The organism is Paraburkholderia sp. UCT2, assembly GCF_014397665.1.
Lineage (GTDB): Bacteria > Pseudomonadota > Gammaproteobacteria > Burkholderiales > Burkholderiaceae > Paraburkholderia > Paraburkholderia tuberum.
The window spans coordinates 1-3,535 of record NZ_VZQO01000107.1 but is presented as its reverse complement, the minus strand read 5'-3'; the positions used below and the strand labels follow the sequence as shown (position 1 = coordinate 3,535).

At 57.8% G+C, this 3,535-nt stretch carries 3 protein-coding genes; all 3 read right to left on the bottom strand.

Annotated elements, in window-relative coordinates:
• Positions 1-148: 148 nt before the first annotated feature.
• From F6X39_RS35790 to F6X39_RS35780, 3 genes are read right to left on the bottom strand one after another with little or no spacing between them, the layout of a single operon-like run.
• Positions 149-1,159: a site-specific integrase gene (locus F6X39_RS35790; protein WP_187620106.1), complete on the bottom strand. Its 1,011-nt coding sequence runs from the start codon at positions 1,157-1,159 to the stop codon at positions 149-151.
• Complete coding sequence (locus tag F6X39_RS35785) at positions 1,156-2,139, bottom strand: tyrosine-type recombinase/integrase (RefSeq protein WP_090812759.1); 984 nt, start codon at positions 2,137-2,139, stop codon at positions 1,156-1,158. Before F6X39_RS35785 ends, F6X39_RS35790 begins: the two co-directional genes overlap by 4 nt.
• Entirely contained in the window at positions 2,132-3,394 is a 1,263-nt protein-coding gene (locus tag F6X39_RS35780; protein ID WP_187620105.1) for a site-specific integrase, read from the bottom strand. Before F6X39_RS35780 ends, F6X39_RS35785 begins: the two co-directional genes overlap by 8 nt.
• Between the last annotated feature and the right edge of the window lie 141 nt (positions 3,395-3,535).

The following is a 3,535-nucleotide window of genomic DNA, read 5'->3' as shown; positions in this document are numbered from 1 at the left end:
ACGGTATTACCGGCCGAAAGTTGTTATGTGCAGTGTTGAATCCCGCTCGCGATAGCAAAGGTTTCCCGTCGTCGGAACTCTACATAAAAGTTTGGGCAGGATGTGGAGGCCCGCATTCCAAAAAACGGCGTGCGTAACCTCCGCAGTCCTACAGCGAATGCAGCCATTCGAGCAGCGTTTTGTTCTGCTGCCAGGATGGGAACTTTGGAAGCGGTGCACCGTCGGTGGCTTTCTCGAGAGCCTTGCGCTTCATCTCAAGATTTGCGCGAGCATAGATCTCAGTTGTCTTCACATCGACGTGCCCCAGGAAGTCGCGGATGATCTCGAGCGGGACGCCACTTTGCAGCAGGTGCATTCCCTTTGTGTGCCTCAGGCTGTGAGGACTCACCCGCTGCGTGAATTCGGGGTGACTTCGCCGTACAGGAATCACATACTTTTGCAGAAGATAACGCACACCCGAGCGCGATAACCGTGTGCCTTGCCGGTTCTGGAAGAGTGGTTTGTCGGCATGTTCAGGGCGATCGAGGTTGTTATCGCGTCGATACTGGCGTAGCAGTTCGACGGTCGAGTCCATCAGGGGCACGGCGCGCAGCTTTCGGCCCTTTCCCATGAGCCGCACCTGCGATGGAGGATCCACGCGCACGTCCCCGGCGTTCAGGTCAATCAACTCCTGTACCCGGGCACCGGTATCATAAAGTACGCTCAACATCACTGCATCCCGGCGGCCCTCAGACGTATGCAGGTCCGGTTGTGCGAGAAGCTGTGCAAGGTATTCCTTGGAGAGGTAACCGACACTGGCGCGCGGCTGTCGCCGTAGCGGGATCGCGAGGATCTGCTGACACTGGAGCAGGCGCTCGGGTTCTTCCGATTGTACGTATCGGAAGAACGCGTGCAACGCCGCGAGACGATGATTCAGTGTGCTGACCGAAACATGCCGGTCATTGGCCAGGTGATCAAGGAATGCCTCGACCAGCGGTACGTCGATCTGTGCCAGAGACAGACGCTCCAGTGCGATTCCCTGCACGTCTCGACAGAATCGCAGCAGCAGGGTGAACACGTCGCGATAGGCCTTGATCGTGTTGGGGCTTAGGTTGCGCTGCGCGGCCAGATGGTGCGTCAGGAAGCTGGTCACGAGCACGGAGAAATCCGTCGGTTTCATGATCCGTTCCTCCGCGGGATGACATCACCGAAGGCAGCGCTGGTGCGCGCCGTGATCTCCGGAAACAGCTCGGCGATCAGATGCAAATAGCGCTGCGTTCCAGCGAGGGAGCGATGGCCCATGTAGGTCGCCAGCACCGGGAGCTTCGCATTGAGGTCGGCTCCCTCCTGGCACCACCGCAGCAACGCATGGACGGCAAAAACATGTCTCAGATCATGTAAGCGCGGCCCCTTGCCCCTGCCGGCATGCGGGACCCCGCAGCGCAACAGCAGTTCCCGGTACAGCCAGTAGACGGCTGGGTGGCTCAACGGGCCGTCGGATGGCGAAGGGAAGAAGTAGGCATCGGACGGGCGATCGCCCATGACTTGCGCGTAGGTTCGAAGGCGCTGTACCAGGGGCAAGGCTGGGGGAACGAGCCTGTCCTTTCGAAATTTGCCCTCACGCACCGTCAGGATTCCCCGAACAAGGTCAACGTCGGCCACGCGCAGGTGCAGCACCTCGCCCACCCTCAGGCCGCAGCCATACAGGAGCCGGAGCACTTCCGGCATAATGAGATGCCGCATTGGGGATCGTGCGGTCGGTGTAAGCTGGTCAGCCGCCTGGAACAGCCGCTGAATCTCGGCGTGGGTCAGAATGCGTGGCGAGAAACTGTCAGAGCGCTTTGCCGTCAGCGATCGATCCGGCACGTCAGCAGAATATCCCAGCCGGCACATGAACAGGGAAAATTGGCGAACTGCGCAGATACGATGATCGTGGGTGCTCTTACTCTCGTGGGGCTGTTTGGCGAGCCACTTGCGGCTGATCGAGCGCGGCAGCACGCATTCGGATAGCGCTTCATCGCTCAGGAAGCGGTCAAAGCATGCCAGCAAGCGGGCTTGCTCATCATATCGATAACCACACGCCCGTTTCTCTTGGACGAACTGTTCCATAAGTGAGCCGACAACGCTCCGGAACTGCCCCTTGAATGCGCTACTAGACATGGCGCATCTCCTCGGTGTTCAACGCGGCAGTGCGCAGGGTTTCCACGTCGGTCTTCGCGTAGATCAACGTCGAGGCCGTCGTCGCATGCCCCAGGATGTCGCTGATGACTTGAAACGGCGTCTGTTCATGAAGCAGTCGTGTCGCGAGTGTGTGGCGTAGCGAGTGCAAACCATGGCGTTGTGGAGTCCGGAAACGAATCCCGGCGAGGGCCTTCCAATGCTTGACGATGTGATGCAGGTTAGTAGCCTCCCAGAAGGGTTGGAAAGGCGCATTCAACGTGAGAAACACTTCTCGATGACCCGATTGAGGACGGCCCAATCTCAGATAGTCAATCAGGGCTTCGCCGACTTCTTCCGGTAATGGCAAACAAAGAGGTGCGAGGGTCTTCGACTGCTTAACCTCTATTGTGGCCGTTTCCCACTTCAGATCGTCGATGGTTAGTGTCCGAATGTCGCTCGCTCTCAATCCGAGGCGACAGGCAAGCAGAAGGATCGCGTAATCGCGCTTGCCTTTGGGCGAGGTTCTATCGACGACTTCGAGCAACCTGATCACAAGTTCCGGATCCCAGACCGATGGAACAGTCGCATCGCGGGGAACGTGGACCACCGGCAATACATGGCTGAGATCCTGCTGCAGAATTCCTCGCAGCAGAAGAAAGCGCAGAAAACCACGCACATCGGAAACGATCCGTGAGACGGACTTGGCCGCCAGGCGATGTTGCGAGGTCACAAATGCGCAGAGATCGGCCGGCTGCATCTGGTCAAAAAACGTGATATTCCTTGAACCAAGGAAATCCGCGAATATCGCGATCTCCCGCATCCGCTCGCGAAGGGTCGTTGTGCGAAGATGACGACGATCTCGACAGTACAGTTCATAGTCGCGCAATGTCGTGCTCATGGGCGCCGGGACCTGGATCTTCTGCATGTCGGTGACGGTACGCTCAATGTGTCCGTCACGCGCAAAATCCTCCAGAACCTTGAGGGCAAACACGATATGCCGTCGCCACCCCTGCCGTGAGTTCAGGCACTCACCCTCATACATCTGATACGCAGTGCGAAACTGTTCAGCCAGCTCGTACGAATACTGATCTTCCAGGCTCATCTCGTGACAAAACGCGATGAGATGTCGCCAGACTGCGCGATAGCGCGCGAGCGTTCGTCTGCTGTAATGAAGCCTCTCCAGTTCGCCCACGGCACCAGCAACGAACTGCTGCAACGGCAGGTGGCTTGAAACTTGATGGGTTGACTTCTCCATGATCGAGCTCCTCACAAAGGCGATCCCGATGGCCGCCAGGAGCCCATCATGAAATTTTATGTGCAGTTGTTCAAACCTGATGCCTTCTCACGATGCGTTTGACGTTGCTACTCTACATAACGATCTACTGTCGGTAATACC